Genomic DNA, 15,618 nt, shown 5'->3' on the forward strand with positions numbered 1-15,618 from the left:
AGGATAATATGAGCCTGATCGTCTTCCCCGCCATCGACCTCAAGGGCGGCCAGGTCGTCCGCCTGGCCGAGGGCGACATGAACCGCGCCACCGTCTATGGCGACGATCCAGCCGCCCAGGCGGTGCTGTTCGCGCAAGCGGGCGCGCAGCATCTGCATGTGGTGGACCTGGACGGCAGCTTTGCGGGCCGCGCGGTCAATGCCGAGGCTGTCGAGGCGATCGTCGCGGCCTTTCCCGGCCATGTGCAACTGGGCGGCGGCATCCGCAATCGGGAGGCGGTGGAACGCTGGTTCGACCTCGGCGTATCGCGCATCGTCATCGGCACGGCGGCGCTCAAGGATCCGGACTTCGTCAAGGCGGCCGCGCGGGACTTCCCCGGCGGGATCGTGGTGGCGGTGGATGCGCGCGACGGCTTCGTCGCGACCGATGGCTGGGCGGAGAAGTCCGACATGCCGGTGGTCGACCTTGCCCGCCGGTTCGAGGATGCGGGCGTGGCCAGCCTGCTGTTCACCGATGTCGGCCGCGACGGCCTGCTCAAGGGCTGCAATATCGACGCGACCGTCGATCTGGCCCGCGCCACCGACATTCCGGTGATCGCCAGCGGCGGCGTCGCCGGGATCGCGGACATTCGCGTGCTGAGCCTGCATGCCGACGAGGGCATTGAGGGCGTGATCACGGGCCGCGCGCTCTATGACGGGCGGCTGGACCTGAAGGCCGCGCTGGCGGTGGCGCAGGCGGCGGCATGACTGTCCGCACCCGCGTCATCCCCTGCCTGGACGTCGCCAATGGCCGCGTGGTCAAGGGCGTGAACTTCATCGATCTGCGCGATGCGGGCGATCCGGTCGAGCAGGCAAAGATCTATGACGCGGCGGGTGCGGACGAGCTCTGCTTCCTCGACATCACCGCCACGCATGAGGCGCGCGGCACGATCATCGACGTGGTCCGGCGCACGGCGGAGGTCTGCTTCATGCCGGTGACCGTGGGTGGCGGCGTGCGCAGCCCGGAGGATGCCCGCGCCTTGCTGCTGGCCGGCGCGGACAAGGTCGCGGTGAACAGTGCGGCGGTCGCCCGGCCGGAGGTGGTGGCCGACATTGCCGACCGCTTCGGCAGCCAGTGCATCGTCGGCTCGGTCGATGCGCGACGGGTGGGCGACGGCCGTTGGGAAATCTTCACCCATGGCGGCCGCAAGCCCACCGGCATCGATGCGCTGGAGCATGCGGTGCGTCTTGCCGAACTGGGCGCCGGCGAACTGCTGGTCACGTCCATGGATGGGGACGGCACCAAGGCGGGCTATGACCTTGCCCTTACCCGTACCATCGCCGACGCGGTGTCGGTACCCGTGATCGCCAGCGGCGGCGTGGGCACCCTGCATCATCTGGTCGAAGGCGTTGTCGAGGGGCATGCCAGCGCGGTGCTCGCGGCCTCCATATTTCACTTCGGTCAACATAGCATTGCTGAAGCGCATCAGGCGCTGGCTGCCGCGGGCATCGCCGTTCGGGCCACCTGATCGACCCGGTTGCTCCGAAAATGTCGGTTGCCTTTACATTAACCAATGAAGGCAGATCGGTATTAACCATGACGGCCCCGCGAGGCCTGCAATTCGCTCGAATGGCACGATGCCTGCATCTCTTCGCCCACCTGACCTAATCAACAGCGGGGTGAAGATGATGAATGTGAACAAGCTGCTTCTGGCCGCCGGCGTGGTCGCTCTGATGGGTGCGGCGGCTCCGGCGGAAGCGACGTGGTGCTGGGGCAAGAAGTGCGGCGGTTCCAGCAGCTCCGGCGGCGGTTCGTCGTCCGGCGGCGCGCCGACGCCAGTGCCCGAACCGGAGCAGATGGCGCTGTTCGGCCTTGGCGCCGCAGCGCTCGGCGCACGGGTTTTCGTTGCCCGGCGCAAGCGCAAGTAAATTTTCGTTTGACGGCTCGCGCGCGTGGCGCTTCATGGCGCCATGCGCGCGACCCTTTTCGACCTTGAACGAACCATCCGTCAAAGGCGGAAGGCCGATCCCGACCAGTCCTATGTGGCGAGGCTGACCGCACGCGGCCGGGCCAAGATCGCGCAGAAGGTCGGCGAGGAGGCCGTGGAGACGGTGATCGCCGCCATGGCGTCGGATCGCGACGGAGCGATAGGCGAAAGCGCAGACCTGCTGTTCCACCTGCTGGTGCTGCTGGCCGATCTCGACATTTCCCTGGACGATGTGCTGGACGAACTCGACCGGAGAGAGGGCGTGTCGGGCATCGCCGAAAAGGCTTCCCGCACGGCCGACTGATCGCCCGTCGGGAAAGATATTGCGGCTTTGGCGTTTGTCCGTCAGCCTCTCAGCCATTGAGAGGACAGGAGGGCATATGTTCAAGACCCTGTTGGGCGGCCTGATCGGCGGCGTCACACTCTATATTGTCGGTTTCATCTTCTGGGGGACGCCGCTCAGCGCCCTCGCCTTTCACCGTGCGGAGGCCGCCGCGGGCAGCAACCTGCAGGCCGCCCTCGCGCAGGCGCTGACGCCATCCGGCACCGGCGTCTATGTGATTCCCGATCCGTCCACCGCCCAGGGCACCATCCTCTATGGCAAGGGTCCGGTCGCAACGATCTTCTACAATAATGGCGGATTTCCCGTGACTGACGCCAGCGCGCTGATCGGCGGCCTGATCCTGGCGCTGGTCGTCGGCGTCATCATCGCGCTGATGCTGCGGTTCGTGGACGCAGACAGCAGGATGAGAGCAACGGTCCTGTTCGCACTGGCGGCGGTGCTGTGGCTGCATATCGGCCAGGCCGTGTTCAACCATGCGCCGTGGGGCTACATTCTTTATCTAGCCTTCAGCGATTTCGTCGCCCTGGTCGCGGCGGGACTGGTTGCCGCGAAAATCATGGAAAGCCGGCATGCGCCCGAAGCCCAATCGGTGAACCCCGATACGGTGCATTAGAGCGATTTCCAAGCGATCGGAACCGATCGCTGGTTAAGAAATCGCGGAAAACAAGGAAACCAGAGCGGGGATCTGATTCAATCAGATCGAAATCCGCTCTAAAGGGTCGGGCTATAGCCCCCAGCCCCCATCGCCTCTTCCGCCAGGCGGATCATGCATTCCGCATGTCGGCGGGCAACGGCCATTCGATCCTCGCCATAGCCGCCGCCCATGGTGCTGGCCAGCGGAATAGCGCGACTGCGCGCGCAGCGCATCACCGCGCGGTCCCGGCGGTCCAGCCCTGCGTCGCTGAGCGCCAGCCGCCCCAGCCGGTCATCCACATGCGGGTCGACGCCGGCCTGATAGAGGATCAGCTCGGGCTGGAAATCGTCGAGCGTGCGCGGGAGAACCTTCATCAACGCATCCATATAGGCCTCATCGCCCGTTCCATCGGGAAGGCCGATATCAAGTGTCGAGCGAGCCTTGCGCACGGGGAAATTCCGCTCCGCATGGATGGAGAGGGTGAAGATTTCGCTCCGTCCCCCAGTCATCACCGCCGTGCCGTCGCCCTGATGGACGTCGAGGTCGAGGATCAATATGCGGTTCACCCCCCGCTCCTCGATCAGCCGGTGGGCGGCGATGGCAAGGTCGTTGAACACGCAATATCCCGCCCCGCTGTCGGGCAGCGCGTGATGGCTGCCGCCCGCCGCATTGGCAGCATAGCCATGCTGCATGGCGAGCCGCGCCGCCAGCCACGTGCCGCCGGGCGACAGCATGGAGCGGCGCGACACCCGCTCCGTCACCGGATAGCCGATGCGCCTTTCCTTTTCCCGAGGAACAGTCTGCGTCGCCACCTCTTCGACATAGGCCGGATCGTGAACCGCCTCTATCCACGCGCGCGGCATCGGGGCGGGTTCATGCACGGTAAAGGCTGTCGCCGCCATGCTCAGCGCTTCCATCACAAGCCCATATTTGTCGAAGCGAAAGGAACTGCCCTCTGTTGCCGGAGAGACATAAGCCGGATGGTGAACGACATGCAGCATCATCTTTTCCGCTATCTTCGAGTTTGAACGATGCGGGCTTTGCGCTATCTGGTCCAGCATGAACCGTCCCGAATTGATCCGTTTTTCCATTATTTCCCTCCTGAGCGCTGTCGCGAGCCCGACAGTGGCGCAGCCGCCGGCAGTCGCGCCGACCATCCCGGCGCCCTCGTCTCAACCGCCGGCGCCTCAGGTGATACTGCCGCCCGCGATGGTGACGCCGCCGCCCGTGCCACTACCGCAACCGACGGCAGCGCAGGAAAAATGGCTGAACGACTGGCTCAGGGGTGGCGCGGTTCAGGGGCTGATGGCGCGGGCCAGAGCGACCGAGACGCTCAAGGGCGATGCCCTTCTGTCCGCCGTGCTGGATCGAGCGAAGGCGTTGAGCACGGGCCGCGTGGACACCGCCGATTTCCTAGAGATCTGGGCTTTGCGGCCGGCGCGCTTCGATCCTCGCCCCGGCCTTGCCAAGGCGATCAGCGAGGACAGGCTGCCGCAATGGGCGCTCAGCCTGACGCCGCCCTATGCCGGCTATGACGGACTTCGCAAGGGCCTGGCCAATTACGAGCGGATTCGCGACGCGGGAGGCTGGCCGACCCTGACGGCGCACTCCTCCCCGGACGTCGTGCGCGCGCGCATCGCGATCGAGGACAAGAGCGTCACGCCCACCGAGAAGCTGGTTGATGTTCTACAGCGGGCGCAGCGGCGCTATGGCCTCAATCCCACCGGCCTGCTCGACGCGCGGACGCTCAAGGAATTGAACGTGCCGGTGGACGACCGCATCGCCGCGATCATGGCGAATATGGAACGCTGGCGCTGGATGCCCCGCGAGTTGCCGGTTAACCGGGTGCAGGTGAACATCGCCGCGGCGGTGCTGACAGTGTTCGAGGGGGATGAACCCGTGACGTCGATGCGCGCCGTCACCGGCGCGCCGGACAATGCGACGCCGATGCTGTCGTCCAGCATCCATTCGATCGTCGTCAATCCGCCCTGGAACGTCCCCGCCTCCATCGCGAAGCGCGAATTGTGGCCCAAGGGGCGCGCCACGCTGATCCGGCAAGGCTACAAGATTGTCGGCACGCCGGAGACTGGCGAGCGGATCGTGCAGCCGGCGGGCCCCAACAGCGCGCTGGGCCGGTTGAAGTTCGACTTCAACAACCCGTTCGCCGTCTATCTGCACGATACGCCATCACGGGCGAAGTTTTCGAGCTATGACCGATTGGCGAGCCATGGCTGCATCCGCCTGGAAAAGCCCGTTCCGCTGGCGGAACTGATGGTGGCCGGCAATCCCGATCTGGCGGGCAAGATCCAGTCGCTGATCGATACCGGCAAGACCCAGAGGGTGTCGCTGCCCAAGGAAGTGGCCGTGTACCTGCTCTACTGGACAGCCTTTGCCGGCAATAACGGCACGATGAGCTTCCGTTCCGATCCCTATGGCTGGGACAAGCTGCTGGCCGAGAAGATCGAAGCGTCCAGCCGCCGCGTGGATCCGACCGCCGCGCCCGCCACCTCCATCGCATCCAAGGATTGATCTTCATGCGCAAATTCGCCCTTGTCGCCCTCGCCGGCACGCTCGTCCTCGCCGCCTGCGGCAAGAAGGAGGAAGAGGCGCCAGTGACCAATAATCTGGTCGAGCCGCCTGCGGAGAACGTCATCCAGGAAGAACCCGTCGCGCCGGCGCCTGAGCCGAGCAACAATGCCGCGCCGGAACCCGCGCCGCCGCCCAGCATTTCCGAACAGCAGCAAATCGAGGACGATGCCGCCGCGACCGGCATGACCGCGCGCCTCGGCGGAGACGAAGGCGCCAACGCCACGGAATAGGACCCGGCGTCCCCTTCGCGATCGCCCCGCCCCGAAAAGGAGGCGGGACGGCGGTTTTACGGTCATTGCCGGGACTGACGGCGGGGACGACACTGCCCCGCCCTTGGACTGGCGCTGCTCCTTTGCTATATTGCGATTCATGGATCGTCGCAGTTTTACCAAGCTCGCTTTGAGCGGGCTGGCTTTTTCGTTTCTGGCCGACAGTGCGGGGCGTGCCGCTCCGCTGGGCGAAATGCAGCCGCAACCGGCTGTTCCCCCTGCGCCACGCCCGGCATCGACCGGACCGCTCGCTACCCAGCCCTATGCACAACTGCTGGAGCGCGCAAAGGCTGCTCTGGATCAGCACGGTCACATGTTCACCCTGCGCGACCGGGTCGCACTGGCCGATTTCAACGCGCCGTCACGCGAATTGCGCTTCCATGTCGTCGATCTGATCGGCGGCCAGACAAGCTCCTATCTCGTCGCCCATGGCCGCGGTTCCGACCCGGAACATTCGGGCTGGCTCCAGAGCTTTTCCAATGAGCCCAATTCGATGGCGAGCAGTTCCGGTGCCTTCAAGACCTGCGAAATCTATGAGGGCCAACATGGCCGGGCAATGCGCCTGGCGGGCCTGGATCCCCAGAACAACAATGCGGAAATGCGCGCCATCGTTGTACATGGCGCCGATTATGTCAGCGAAAACCATATCGCCACCTGGGGCAAGATTGGCCGCAGCGAGGGCTGTTTCGCGCTTGCCCGCCATATGCTTCCGCAATTTATCGGCCTGATGGGTCCCGGTCGCCTGCTCTATGCCGACAAGATCGTGGGCATAGCGGCTTGAAGCGGGACTGACCTGGTTGAAATACGGCCTGCTCCCGCGACCCGCGCTACGGCGCAAGCCGATGCGGGAGCACGACTGAACCAAAGTACGAAAGCGGCGTCAGCCCGCTTTCGTACCCGTCATCGCCTCGATCGAGGGCTTGTTCATCGCATCGATGGTGCCGTCGCTCAGCATGGCCTTGCCCATGGTCAGCGCCTCGGCGGACAGGGCCGGGTCGTTTGCGGTCTGGCTGGCACCGATCAGCGCGGACAGCAGGATGTTCCGGGACACCGCATCCTTGCCATTTTCCGCGACTGACTTGCGCGCGAGGGCAAGGGCCTCCTCATAGAGCGGGTCCGCAGCCGTCTTGTCACCGCCGACCAGCTTCTGATTGCCCATCTGGATCAATATGCCAGCGAAGATATTGCGGCTGGCGGCGTCGGTCGGCTTCGCTTCCACCAGCTTGCGCCAATAGGGTGCGGATTCGGTGTAAAACGCGATCACCTTGTCCATCCGACCAAGCGCGCCCTGCGCCGCCGCATCTGCATAAAGCGCATTGGCGAGGAAATTCACATTGTCGATCCTGGCGGGATCGGCCTGCACCGCCGTGCGGATGGCGGGCAGTGCGGCTTCATATTTCGCGGCGGCGGCGGCATTGTCGCCAGCCTGCTGCGCGGTCTGTCCGGCGGTGAAATCAGTGACGGCCTGGTTGAAGGCGGCGATCTGTGCCGAGCTCATCTGCCCCGCGGCGGGAGCGGCCTGGGCCGCCTGCTGGGCCAGCGCAGGGGCCGATAGCGCGAGCGGCGCGGACAGGGTGATCAGGGCAAAGAGGGAAAAACGGGACAGCAAGATGGCGCACTCCTCGGTCATGCAACGAATGCGGGCGCGAGGGGATGGCCCGCCTGTTGATATTGAACGAAGACGCCGCGTCATTCCCACCCGGTCAGGCGCGAGTCGTCTCACAAAAGGCTCGTGCCATGGCAAATTCGTGCCTGCGCTGCGCTGACCGGGCCGCCGCCTCCTTGTCCTCGCCCCATTGTTCGACTTCCCATGCTTCGTCGATCTCGGCAGCCGTCCAGATCAGGTCGGCATCGTGGCCGCCCTCCACCACCGCCAGACCACAGACCAGCGAGCCGGACAGCGTCACCAGCGTCGAAAGGCCTGCAAGGGTGAAAGGATCAAAGGCCGTCACGACCCCCGTCAACCGTGCCAGCGTCTCGTCGGGCTGAGCGACCGGAATGATACCCTGCGTCACCCGAAAGGCGACGTCGTAGCGCGCCATCGCCCATTCCAGCAGCGGGTCCCAGGCCGCCGACTCCCGGACGACAAGCTCCGTCGGACCTTCCGCGCGATAGCAGAGCAGGTCGCTCTCGGCATAGCGGGCAATCCCAGCGGCAAAGCTCTCCCGATTGGGCGCGATCTGGTCGATGGCCCCGTTGGCGAGGCCGGTGAACGGCATGGACCGGGGGTCGACCACATCGCCCTGCGCGCGCCATTCTTCCGCAACCGCCTCTGCAAGCCTATGGGTGGGCAACGCCAGCGGCTCACGAGCCGGCGTACGGACCGGGCGGCCGTCAAGGTGGATTTCAAAACCGGATTCGCCCGCAACGACAGCAGCATCCTGGTAGAAGCGTTTCATGATTGCGGCGGCTTCCTGAACAATGCGAGCAGCAGGCGCGGAACGATGACGAACTGGAACAGGCCGACGATGACGAAGATCGCGCCCATGGCCTTCGCCCTGTTTCCCTGCACCCAATGAAAGCGCTGCATCAGCACGAGAAAGCCGAACATCACCAGCAGCGCGCCCGACAGGCGGAACAGGCCAAGCGCGAAGAAGCGCTGGCGCGCGACCCGGTCCGGGTCCACGGGCGGAACGGGCGGCGTGCCTGTCATCGGGCATCCATATGGCAAGCGTGGATATGGCCGCGCAGTTCGGCGCTGTCCATGGCAACGCTGTGCGCCCCTGCGCTGACCAGTTCCTGCGGCGTGTGATAGCCCCAGCCGACGCCCAGAGCGCGCGTACCGGCAGACAGCGCCATGTCTATGTCGAAGCTGGTATCGCCGATCATCACCGTGCTTTGGGGCGTCGCCCCCGCCTCTGCCATGGCGGTGAGAAGCATGGAGGGATGCGGCTTGGAGGGATGGCGATCGGCGGTCTGCAACGTCACGAAATGGGCGTGGATGCCATGATGCCCAAGGCAGAGTTGCAATCCGCGATCCGATTTGCCGGTAGCCACGCCCAGCAGCCAGCCATCGGCATCCAGTTCGCGGATCAGTTCCGCAATGCCGGGATAAAGGGGTTCCGACACCGCATTTTCGTGGCGAAGCTGCTGGAATGCCAGCTTGTAGCGGTCCGACAGATGATCATGATAATCGACCTCCGCATCGGGAAGCAGGCGCGCCATGGCTAGCGGAAGCGAAAGGCCGACCACCGACAGGATCGTCGCGCGATCCGGCGCGACCAGATTTTCGCCCTCGAATGCGCGGATCATGGCCGCGCAGATGCTGTGCTGGCTGTCGACCAGCGTGCCATCGCAATCGAATACGGCGAGCTTGTTGGTCATGACTTCCTGCGTGGCGCTCCGCCAGAACCACGGGCCCGCCGTTCGCCCTTGCGGTCCTTGCGGATCTGCTTGGCGTGGGCGCGGGCCGCCTTCTTCTCATCCTCCCGCGTGGGCGCGCGGGCGATTTCCTCGTCCAGCGGCAGGTCACCGGCGGAGAAGTCAAAGCCCAGCGAGGCAAGGCTGGCGGCAAAATGATCGGGCAGGTCGGCGCGCACGTCGACCCGGCCACCGTCGGGATGATCGACCCGGATGCGACGGGCGTGAAGGTGCATCTTGCGGCTGATCGTGCCGCTCAGAAAGGCCTCCTTGCCGCCATATTTGCCGTCGCCGACGATGGGATGGCCGATCGCCGCCATATGGACGCGCAACTGATGGGTGCGACCGGTATAGGGTTGCAGTTCGACCCAGGCGGCACGATTACCCGCACGCTCGATCACGCGATAGCGCGAGCGGGAGGGAAGCCCCTCCTCCTCATCCACATGCATCTTCTCGCCGCCGGTGCCCGGCTGCTTGGCGATCGGCAGTTCGATCATGCCATCCTCGATGGAGGGCACGCCCATGACGATGGCCCAGTAGACCTTGCGCGCCGTACGGCTGGAAAAAGCCTTGGCGAAGAAGGCGGCCGAGCGGGCCGTGCGCGCGATGAGCAGCGCGCCGGACGTGTCCTTGTCCAGCCGGTGGACAAGCTTGGGCCGCTGGTCAAGGTCGAACTCCAGCGCGTCGAGCAGGCCGTCGACATGATCTTCCGTCTTCGTGCCGCCCTGCGTGGCAAGACCAGGCGGCTTGTTGATGACGATGGCCTGCGCGTCGCGATGGATGACGAGCCCCTGGGCAAAGGCCGCCTGATCGTCCGTCAGTTGCGGGCGGACGCGTCTGGGCTTCGCGGTTTCGGGGGCCTTGGGCTCGGCAGGAGGGACACGGATGGTCTGTCCCTCGGCGACGCGATCGCCCGGCGCGGCACGGGCGCCATCGACGCGCAACTGGCCAGTGCGCGCCCAGCGGGAGACGCTGTTGAAGCCGATGTCGGGCAGATGCCGCTGGAACCAGCGGTCGAGCCGTATGCCATCGTCATCCGCCGCCACGCGGAACTGCCGCACGTCCAGCGACACGCCCTTCGCCGGCGAAGAGGCGACGGGCCGGGCGGCGGGCTTTGCCCCGGACGCCTTGGCGGCCGGCGCCTTTGCAGCGGATCGGGCGGCAGCCTTGGGCGCATCTGGCTTGCGGGCGCGAGCGGCCTTCGCCGCGCCGCGCGCACGGCCCGGAGCCGCAGCGCCCGGTTTGCGAGGGCCAGAGCCCTTGGCGGGAGGTCGGCCCTTCATGCGATGCTCCTCATAAAGGCCAGGCCGCCGGCCAACGCGCCCACCGCACCGATGACGGAAAGGACCACATAGGCGAGCGCGACGCCCATCTGCCCGCGCTCCATCATCAGCACGGTTTCCAGGCTGAAGGAAGAAAAGGTGGTGAAGCCGCCGAGCAGACCGACCGCCAGCAGCAGACGGATCGGCTCGCCCGCCGAGGTGTTGAAGCGCGCCAGCCACCCGGCGAGCAGGCCCATGGCGAACCCGCCAACGACATTTGCGGCGAACGTCCCCCATGGCCAGGACGCACCGGGCATCATGTGGAAAGCAAGACGCCCGGTCAGATAGCGCAAGGCCGATCCGACAGCGCCCCCTGCCATGACGAGAAAGATATTGGTCATGCCGCCCGCCCTAGAGCATTTTTGCAAGGCTTGGAAAGCGGTCATTGGCCTGAGGATGGCCACCGCGCTCATGAAGTGGATGGCAGCAGCGGCAGCTATGGGTGATGGCGAACTGAATCGTATCAGCCTGCCAAACGTCCTTGGTCAGCCGGAGTGAGGATTTGGTAATTCAAGTTTGCGTAGATAACGAACAACTTATCGAAGTGGGCCTGTTTGTTGAGAATGATCATCATCGCCTTGGCTGTCGCCGGGTGTAGCGGTTCGTCTGGCAAGGATATGCTGCCCCGAGACACAAGCTTCGGCACATTCTCCGGCAATGGCCCGTTCTTCATCAAAGAGGGAGACAAAACAGTCTTCAGCAGCCCCGGCGCAACCGACTATGTTGCCGTTATGGAACGAACGGATGCGCCTGATGACAAGGTTATCGTCTATCGGTCCGCGAATGTCCTGAGAGAAGATAGATATCAGTTTGGTTGGACCCACACCAATATAACGGACCTGAAAGGCGGGATATCCATTCAATATTCTGGCCCGCCAAGGCATCGAGAGACGCTGATAATCAGTGGATCCGCAAAATCTCGTGGAACAACGGTTTATCTTGGCAAGGGTGAAGATACGGTTCTTGATGAAAAATGCCATATCTGGTCCTTCGACGGAACCGATCGGTATAGTGACAAATGTTTGACGGACGATGGGATTGTTCTTTGGCAGAAAAATTATGATCGCCGAGGGTCAATCGAAAGGCATTACAGGGCGGTTTCATTGGTTCGCCGCGCTTTGGGCCGAGATGAGCTTTCTGTTCCTGTCGACCTGCTGGAATGGCATACATGGATGGCTCCCCTCGATCCGGATGCGAAGCACGGCCCCAATGACCAGGTCATCCTTTATGGGCGAAACGCCTGGAACGGAGCGTCAAAGGCGCAAATGATAAGACGCTTGGGAGACAACATCGCGACCTGGAAATGGGAACAGCGAAATCTCCGACAGATGCTGCTGAAATGGCCCGGCGCTATGGTGCGGTTCGACAGCGATGAAGACGGGGTTCCACTTGAACTTGCGATATCGCGAACCGGAGGAAGTTTGCTGTACTCACCTTCGAAATGGGAGGCCGAAAATCCCAGGAAATCCGAGTTTATTCGCGGCTACAGCTGTAGTTGGCGAACGACCATCCGTGCTTCCGAAGGCGACACCCGTGAGTGCAGGACAGCTAACGGCATGCTGCTGAAAAATGCCGACCGATATATCAGCCAAGTGACGGAGCTGACCGCCGCCTCCGCTTCCGTCGGCAAGCTGACAGAAGCTGATTTTCGACCGCCCGCCAAATGGCTGACCTTGGGTTTCTGGGCTACCTCGATTGTATCATCGCAGAAGTGAAATTTGAATCCACCCGACAAGGACAAATGGCCAAAAACACTCCCGACAAACGCATCAAGGCGTCTCGGTTTCGGCAGCCTTGGGCGCGGGCACCTTGTCCTTGGCGCTCAGCACGGTAGCGGGCGGACCTTTCTCTATCGCCACCGCCAGTTGGCCCACAGCCGCGCAATTGGCCTTGCACAGCCCTTGTGCCTGCGCGAGATTCTCCTTTGCCTTGGCAATGGCGCCCTTCTCGACCATCGCCTCGCCCTGGCCGACCAGGGCGGCGATGTCATTGGGCTCCAGCAGCAGCGCTTCGCGATACAGGCGGATCGCCTTGCCTTGCAGCCCCTGCGCCCGCGCCACTTCGGCCAGTTCGATATAGGCCATGCGGTTGCGCGGATCGACGGCCAGCGCGCTTTCCAGTGCATCCGTGGCACCCTGATAATTACCCGTCTTGCGCGCCGCTTCCCCCGCCTTCTGCCATTCGACGGACAGCGGTGAAATCTGCGAATCCGGCCGTTGCGTCAGCCCAACGCTGGAAACGGTGGTCAACAATAGTGCCAGGGCGATCGAGGCGGGGGTAAAACGCATGCACAACTCCAGCCATGTTTCAGGCGCTGATTCCGTCCAAGTCTCGCGATTTTGCGGGCGCTTGTCCATCGACTCTTTCACGCTGCCCGTCGCAGCCGCGCGAAATAGAAACCGTCCGTCCCGTCATGCCCCGGCGTCAGCAGCAATCCGTCGCCATGGGGCCGGCCCATCGGCGCATCGAAGGGTTCGGCCCTCCATCCATCATGCCGTGCCAGGAATGCCCGCACCTGATCCCGCCCCTCCCGGTCCGTCAGCGCGCAGGTAGCGTAGACCAACAGGCCGCCCGGCGCCAGCAAGGGCGCGGCAAAATCCAGTATCCGCGCCTGCTCCGCCACCAGCCGGTCGAGCCGCGCGGGAGTCAGCCGCCAGCGCGCCTCCGGATTGCGGCGCCAGGTGCCGGTGCCCGAACAGGGCGCATCGACCAGCACCACGTCTGCGCGGCCATGCAGACTTTCCAGCGCGCCCGCCTCATGCCCCTGATCCAGCAGCAGCGTCTCGATGAAGGTGGCCCCTGCCCGCTCCGCTCGCGGATCAAGCCGCGAAAGCCGCGATCGGATGGTGTCGGCGGCGATCAGCATGCCCTTGCCCGCCATGGCGCTCGCCAGCGCCAGCGTCTTGCCCCCTGCCCCGGCGCAGAGATCGATCACGGTCATCCCCGGCTGCGCCCCGCAAGCGGCGGAGATCAGCTGGCTCCCGGCGTCCTGCACCTCGACCTGCCCCCATTTCCAGGGGTCGCTCTGCTCGACCGGCGCACCTTCGGGCAGGCGCAGCGCGTCGGGCAGGCCGGATAATCTCACTGCATCGGGATAGAGCGGCGCAACCCTGTCAGGATCGGCCTTCAACCTGTTGACGCGCAGATCGACGGGCGCCCGGCCCAACAAGGCGTCCCGTTCCACGGGCGCCGCCAGCAACGGGTCGATCCAGCGGGGCACGACGCCCGCCGCCGATCCCGCTTCATCATCGGCAATCGGCGCCGGCGCATGGGTCGATCCGTCGAACAGCGCGGCCAGTTCCGGACGCTCGCGAGCCAGCCCGACCATCGCAGCGCGCCCATTGTCCGGACGCTCCGCCACGCGGCGCACGGCGTCATAAACATGGTCGCGCACCACCCGCCGGTCGCGCGACCCGGCATAGCGCCGATCCTTGAAATAGCGCGCGATCAGCGTGTCGGCGGCCGGGCCGCCATCCCGCGCCGACGATATGATGGCGTCGAGCAGTTCGATCGCGGCCTGGACTCGCGCGGACGGGGTCATGCGCCATGCCCCTGTCCCGCGAAGGGAACAGCATTCAAAATGGGATTACCGCGTCGGATAATTGGGGGCTTCCCGCGTGATGGTCACGTCATGGACGTGGCTTTCCGACAGGCCCGCATTGGTGATCTGGACGAAGCGCGCCCGCTCCTGCAAATCCTTGATGGTGGCGCTGCCGGTATAGCCCATCGCCGCCTTCACGCCGCCGACAAGCTGGTGGATGACGTCCTTGGCCGGCCCCTTGAAGGGAACCTGGCCCTCGATCCCCTCCGGCACCAGTTTCATCTGGTCCTTGATGTCGGCCTGGAAATAGCGGTCGGCGGAGCCGCGCGCCATCGCCCCGACGCTGCCCATGCCGCGATAGCTCTTATAGGCACGGCCCTGATAGAGGAAAGTTTCGCCCGGCGCCTCGGCGGTACCGGCGAGCAGCGATCCGACCATGACGCAGCCCGCGCCCGCAGCGAGCGCCTTCGCCACGTCGCCGGAGGTGCGCAGGCCGCCATCCGCGATCACCGGAACGCCGTGCCTGGCCGCTTCCTCCGCCGAATCCATGACGGCGGTCAACTGCGGCACGCCGACGCCAGCGACGACCCGCGTGGTGCAGATGGAGCCTGGCCCGATCCCCACCTTGACGCAGTCGGCACCGGCCCCGATCAGGGCCTTGGTCGCCTCGGCGGTGGCGACGTTGCCGGCGACCACCTGAACATGGTTGGACAGTTTCTTCACCGCCTCCACCGCGACGGCCACCTGCCGGCTGTGGCCATGGGCGGTGTCGATGACGATCAGGTCGCATTCCGCATCGATCAGCGCCTTGCTGCGTTCCAGCCCCTTGTCGCCGACGGTCGATGCCGCCGCCACGCGCAGGCGGCCCGATGCGTCCTTGGTCGCCTGCGGATAGGTGACGGCCTTTTCAATGTCCTTGACGGTGATCAGGCCGACACAATGATAATTATCGTCCACCACCAGCAGCTTTTCGATCCGGCGCTGGTGCAGCAGGCGCCTCGCCTCGTCCTGGCCGACGCCAGTCTTCACCGTGGCCAGATTGTCATGGGTCATCAGTTCACTGACCGGCTGCGCCGGATTTTCGGCAAAGCGCACGTCACGATTGGTGAGGATGCCGACCAGCTTGCCCGATGCCTCGACCACCGGAATGCCGCTGATCTTGTGCCGGGTCATCAGCATCTGCGCATCGGCCAGCGTGGCGTCGGGCGTGATGGTGATGGGGTTCACCACCATGCCGCTTTCAAAGCGCTTGACCGCCCGTACGGCATCGGCCTGTTCCTCGACGGACAGGTTGCGGTGCAGGACGCCAAGGCCGCCAAGCTGCGCCATGACGATCGCCATGTCCGCCTCCGTCACCGTGTCCATGGCGGACGAGAGGATCGGGATGTTCAGCTTGATCGCGCGGGTCACATGGGTGCTGGTATCCGCCTGACTGGGCAGCACGTCGGATTCGGCGGGCTGCAAAAGCACGTCGTCGAAGGTGAGGCCGAGGCGGATGTCCATGTAAAGCCACTTTCTGTTGCGCGTCTCATGCGGGGCTGGGCATGATTGCTGGGGGGATTCGTGGCGGCCCATGTAACCATTAAGCGGCAAA

The 15,618-nt window shown here is 64.7% G+C and carries 20 protein-coding genes; 10 read left to right on the forward strand and 10 right to left on the reverse strand.

Features of this window, described 5'->3' with window-relative positions; translation table 11 throughout:
* Positions 1–8: 8 nt before the first annotated feature.
* From hisA to MRBLMC3_RS05435, 5 genes are all read left to right on the forward strand, one after another.
* On the forward strand, positions 9–746 hold the full coding sequence (hisA, locus tag MRBLMC3_RS05415) for a 1-(5-phosphoribosyl)-5-[(5-phosphoribosylamino)methylideneamino]imidazole-4-carboxamide isomerase (RefSeq protein ID WP_363755047.1): 738 nt from the start codon (positions 9–11) through the stop codon (positions 744–746).
* Positions 743–1,507: an imidazole glycerol phosphate synthase subunit HisF gene (hisF, locus tag MRBLMC3_RS05420; protein ID WP_133652348.1), complete on the forward strand. Its 765-nt coding sequence runs from the start codon at positions 743–745 to the stop codon at positions 1,505–1,507. The genes hisA and hisF overlap by 4 nt, the downstream gene beginning before the upstream one ends.
* Positions 1,508–1,667: 160 nt before the next feature.
* A complete protein-coding gene (locus tag MRBLMC3_RS05425; protein ID WP_363735353.1) occupies positions 1,668–1,907 on the forward strand; it encodes a PEP-CTERM sorting domain-containing protein in 240 nt (79 codons plus the stop codon).
* A 42-nt stretch (positions 1,908–1,949) separates the two neighbouring features.
* Positions 1,950–2,270: a phosphoribosyl-ATP diphosphatase gene (locus MRBLMC3_RS05430; RefSeq protein WP_363755049.1), complete on the forward strand. Its 321-nt coding sequence runs from the start codon at positions 1,950–1,952 to the stop codon at positions 2,268–2,270.
* 76 nt (positions 2,271–2,346) lie between these two features.
* Positions 2,347–2,922, forward strand: a complete 576-nt coding sequence (locus tag MRBLMC3_RS05435; RefSeq protein ID WP_363734475.1) for a hypothetical protein — start codon at positions 2,347–2,349, stop codon at positions 2,920–2,922.
* A gap of 98 nt (positions 2,923–3,020) precedes the next feature.
* Here the strand turns inward: MRBLMC3_RS05435 and MRBLMC3_RS05440 are convergent, their stop codons facing one another.
* Complete coding sequence (locus tag MRBLMC3_RS05440; protein WP_363826659.1) at positions 3,021–3,944, reverse strand: histone deacetylase family protein; 924 nt, start codon at positions 3,942–3,944, stop codon at positions 3,021–3,023.
* Positions 3,945–4,002: 58 nt separating this feature from the next.
* On the opposite strand from MRBLMC3_RS05440, the gene MRBLMC3_RS05445 reads away from it, so the two are divergent.
* From MRBLMC3_RS05445 to MRBLMC3_RS05455, 3 genes are all read left to right on the forward strand, one after another.
* The gene (locus tag MRBLMC3_RS05445; RefSeq protein ID WP_363826414.1) at positions 4,003–5,472 is read left to right on the forward strand and encodes a L,D-transpeptidase family protein; all 1,470 of its coding nucleotides are present in this window, start codon (positions 4,003–4,005) and stop codon (positions 5,470–5,472) included.
* Positions 5,473–5,477: 5 nt separating this feature from the next.
* Positions 5,478–5,762 carry a hypothetical protein gene (locus MRBLMC3_RS05450; protein ID WP_363734473.1) on the forward strand — a complete coding sequence of 95 codons (285 nt, stop codon included), beginning with the start codon at positions 5,478–5,480 and terminating at the stop codon, positions 5,760–5,762.
* Positions 5,763–5,901: 139 nt separating this feature from the next.
* Complete coding sequence (locus tag MRBLMC3_RS05455) at positions 5,902–6,582, forward strand: murein L,D-transpeptidase catalytic domain family protein (RefSeq protein WP_363826417.1); 681 nt, start codon at positions 5,902–5,904, stop codon at positions 6,580–6,582.
* A 99-nt stretch (positions 6,583–6,681) separates the two neighbouring features.
* Here MRBLMC3_RS05455 and MRBLMC3_RS05460 read toward each other — a convergent pair whose 3' ends face one another.
* From MRBLMC3_RS05460 to crcB, 6 genes are all read right to left on the reverse strand, one after another.
* Complete coding sequence (locus tag MRBLMC3_RS05460; protein WP_363826420.1) at positions 6,682–7,431, reverse strand: hypothetical protein; 750 nt, start codon at positions 7,429–7,431, stop codon at positions 6,682–6,684.
* 73 nt (positions 7,432–7,504) lie between these two features.
* Positions 7,505–8,200 carry an ATP12 family chaperone protein gene (locus MRBLMC3_RS05465; protein WP_363826423.1) on the reverse strand — a complete coding sequence of 232 codons (696 nt, stop codon included), beginning with the start codon at positions 8,198–8,200 and terminating at the stop codon, positions 7,505–7,507.
* Entirely contained in the window at positions 8,197–8,454 is a 258-nt protein-coding gene (locus MRBLMC3_RS05470) for a hypothetical protein (protein WP_363826426.1), read from the reverse strand. The genes MRBLMC3_RS05465 and MRBLMC3_RS05470 overlap by 4 nt, the downstream gene beginning before the upstream one ends.
* Positions 8,451–9,125 (reverse strand): HAD-IA family hydrolase, encoded by a 675-nt coding sequence (locus MRBLMC3_RS05475; RefSeq protein WP_363734468.1) that lies wholly within the window; start codon positions 9,123–9,125, stop codon positions 8,451–8,453. The genes MRBLMC3_RS05470 and MRBLMC3_RS05475 overlap by 4 nt, the downstream gene beginning before the upstream one ends.
* Positions 9,122–10,444 carry an RluA family pseudouridine synthase gene (locus MRBLMC3_RS05480; RefSeq protein ID WP_363826429.1) on the reverse strand — a complete coding sequence of 441 codons (1,323 nt, stop codon included), beginning with the start codon at positions 10,442–10,444 and terminating at the stop codon, positions 9,122–9,124. Before MRBLMC3_RS05480 ends, MRBLMC3_RS05475 begins: the two co-directional genes overlap by 4 nt.
* Positions 10,441–10,824 carry a fluoride efflux transporter CrcB gene (crcB, locus tag MRBLMC3_RS05485; protein WP_363755057.1) on the reverse strand — a complete coding sequence of 128 codons (384 nt, stop codon included), beginning with the start codon at positions 10,822–10,824 and terminating at the stop codon, positions 10,441–10,443. Before crcB ends, MRBLMC3_RS05480 begins: the two co-directional genes overlap by 4 nt.
* On the opposite strand from crcB, the gene MRBLMC3_RS05490 reads away from it, so the two are divergent.
* Positions 10,823–10,981 (forward strand): hypothetical protein, encoded by a 159-nt coding sequence (locus MRBLMC3_RS05490; protein WP_363826432.1) that lies wholly within the window; start codon positions 10,823–10,825, stop codon positions 10,979–10,981. The two genes, crcB and MRBLMC3_RS05490, sit on opposite strands and share 2 nt — an antisense overlap.
* Before the next feature lie 65 nt (positions 10,982–11,046).
* Positions 11,047–12,198 (forward strand): hypothetical protein, encoded by a 1,152-nt coding sequence (locus MRBLMC3_RS05495; protein ID WP_363826435.1) that lies wholly within the window; start codon positions 11,047–11,049, stop codon positions 12,196–12,198.
* Positions 12,199–12,252: 54 nt separating this feature from the next.
* On the opposite strand, the gene MRBLMC3_RS05500 is transcribed toward MRBLMC3_RS05495, so the two are convergent.
* From MRBLMC3_RS05500 to guaB, 3 genes are all read right to left on the reverse strand, one after another.
* Positions 12,253–12,771: a tetratricopeptide repeat protein gene (locus tag MRBLMC3_RS05500; RefSeq protein WP_363826438.1), complete on the reverse strand. Its 519-nt coding sequence runs from the start codon at positions 12,769–12,771 to the stop codon at positions 12,253–12,255.
* A gap of 77 nt (positions 12,772–12,848) precedes the next feature.
* Positions 12,849–14,024, reverse strand: coding sequence for an RsmB/NOP family class I SAM-dependent RNA methyltransferase (locus MRBLMC3_RS05505; protein ID WP_363826441.1), 1,176 nt, complete (start codon positions 14,022–14,024; stop codon positions 12,849–12,851).
* 45 nt (positions 14,025–14,069) lie between these two features.
* A complete protein-coding gene (gene guaB / locus MRBLMC3_RS05510) occupies positions 14,070–15,527 on the reverse strand; it encodes an IMP dehydrogenase (protein ID WP_133652362.1) in 1,458 nt (485 codons plus the stop codon).
* Positions 15,528–15,618 lie beyond the last annotated feature (91 nt).

Origin of the sequence: Sphingobium sp. LMC3-1-1.1 (assembly GCF_040676285.1) — a bacterium.
In the GTDB taxonomy this organism is placed as follows: Bacteria; Pseudomonadota; Alphaproteobacteria; order Sphingomonadales; family Sphingomonadaceae; genus Sphingobium.